Raw genomic sequence first — 1939 nt, 5'->3', positions numbered from 1 at the left:
AAGGGAGTGTGTCACGAACACGGAGAGGGGTTCGATGTAGGTAGAGCTTCTTGATGTGGTGCTGCGCGGGAGATGAGGGTTGTGGCCCCTCGGTGTCGCCCTGCGGGGGGAGGCATCAAACCGCCCACTGCTGCGTTGGTTGAAGACCGTCGTGGTGAGCGATGTGGGAAAAGGCGTCGTTAAAGGCGTCAGGTAGGGGACAGGAAGACGAGCGTTGTAGCTGTTGACGTGCCGTAATGGACTCGGTTGGCATCGAAACCGGGGTGTTCCCTTGATCCCGGGATGAGCCTGGCGGGTGCCCGCTTATTGGTCAGGTGGTGCCCGGCATGAAGGCGGCGTGAGCCTGTTCTGCTGCTTCCGTGTGGAACGTGAGAAGGCGTGCTCCGACACTGCCGCTGTGTAGGTGGCGATAGGGAGTGTTCCAAGCGGCTGAAACCGCAAGGGATTGAGTACCGTCGCGGGGCGCGCTGGCGGACTGACTCGTAGTAGCTGTGAAGTTCCTGCTTGACGCGGTGGGAGTGGAGCCAAGGGGTCAGGTCATCTGTGGTTTGTTCGTTCGATCAACCAGGTGTCTGGGAGGAGTCGCGTGAGCGAACTGAAGTCGTCAGGCAAGCCGTTTGATATCTCGAAGTGGGAAGTGTGGGAGGCGTGGGAAAGGGTTAAGGCCAATAAGGGGGCGCCGGGAGTGGACGGCTGCTCAGTTGAGGAGTTCGAGGCCGGTCTGAGGAATAATCTGTTCAAGATCTGGAATCGCATGTCCTCGGGCAGCTACTTTCCGCCTCCGGTGCTGGCGGTGGAAATACCGAAGTCGCATGGCGGGGGGACCAGGATCCTCGGGGTGCCCACTGTGGCGGACAGAGTCGCCCAGACGGTGGTGGCCAGGAGGTTGGAGCGGAAGGTCGAGCCGATCTTCCATCCGGACTCCTACGGCTACCGGCCTGGCCGGTCGGCGCTGGACGCGGTGGCTACATGCCGGAGGCGCTGTTGGAAGACCGACTGGGTGATCGATTTGGACATTCAGAAATTCTTCGACAGCGTGCGCTGGGACCTCATGGTCAAGGCGGTGGAGGCCAACACCGACCAGCCGTGGGTGGTGCTGTATGTGAAGCGGTGGCTTGCGGCGCCGCTGCAGCAGACCGACGGAACACTTGCTGAGCGGGAACGTGGTACTCCACAAGGGTCCGCGGTCTCGCCCGTGCTGGCGAATCTGTTCCTGCACTACGCATTCGATGCATGGATGGCCCGGGAGTTCCCGGCCATCACCTTCGAACGCTATGTCGATGACGCGGTGGTGCACTGCGTCAGCGAGAGCCAAGCCCACATGGTGGTGGCGGCGATCGCCGACAGGATGGAGCAGGTCGGGTTGCGGCTGCACCCTGACAAAACCCGGATTGTCTACTGCAAGGACGGGAAACGACGGCGCCCGCACTCGAGCACGTCGTTCACGTTCCTGGGGTTCACGTTCCGGCAGCGCAGGGTGCGGGACAGGAACGGAAGAATGTTTAGCTCGTTTCTGCCCGCGATCAGCAAGGACGCCCTGAAAAGAATTAACGCGGAAGTGCGGTCCTGGCGGCTGCACCGCCGCACCGGCTACACCTTCGCCGACCTCGCGCGGCGGATCAACCCGATCGTGCGAGGCTGGATGCAGTACTACGGGGCGTTCTACCGCTCCGCGCTGTATCCGCTCCTGGCGCGCATCAACGCCTACCTGGTGCGCTGGATCCGCAGAAAGTACAAACGGCTACAGGGCAAGAGGAAAGCCCACGAGTGCCGGCGGGGCATCACGGCACGCTATCCCCGCCTCTTTGCGCACTGGGCATGGGTTCCTTGGGCCCCCCGCATCTGGTGATCAGGATGACAAGAGCCCGGTGAACCGAGAGGTTCACGCCGGGATCTGTGGGAGCCGGGGGGTGAAAATCCCCCCGGCCACCCGACTCCC

At 62.6% G+C, this 1939-nt stretch carries 1 protein-coding gene; it reads left to right on the top strand.

Going from position 1 to position 1939, the window contains the following annotated elements; translation table 11 throughout:
* Window positions 1-586: 586 nt before the first annotated feature.
* Window positions 587-1849 (top strand): group II intron reverse transcriptase/maturase, encoded by a 1263-nt coding sequence (ltrA, locus tag ABN034_RS34150; protein ID WP_349695093.1) that lies wholly within the window; start codon window positions 587-589, stop codon window positions 1847-1849.
* Window positions 1850-1939: the final 90 nt, after the last annotated feature.

The organism is Actinopolymorpha sp. B11F2, from assembly GCF_040195635.1.
Lineage (GTDB): Bacteria > Actinomycetota > Actinomycetes > Propionibacteriales > Actinopolymorphaceae > Thermasporomyces.
This window is presented reverse-complemented; position numbering and strand designations above follow the sequence as displayed.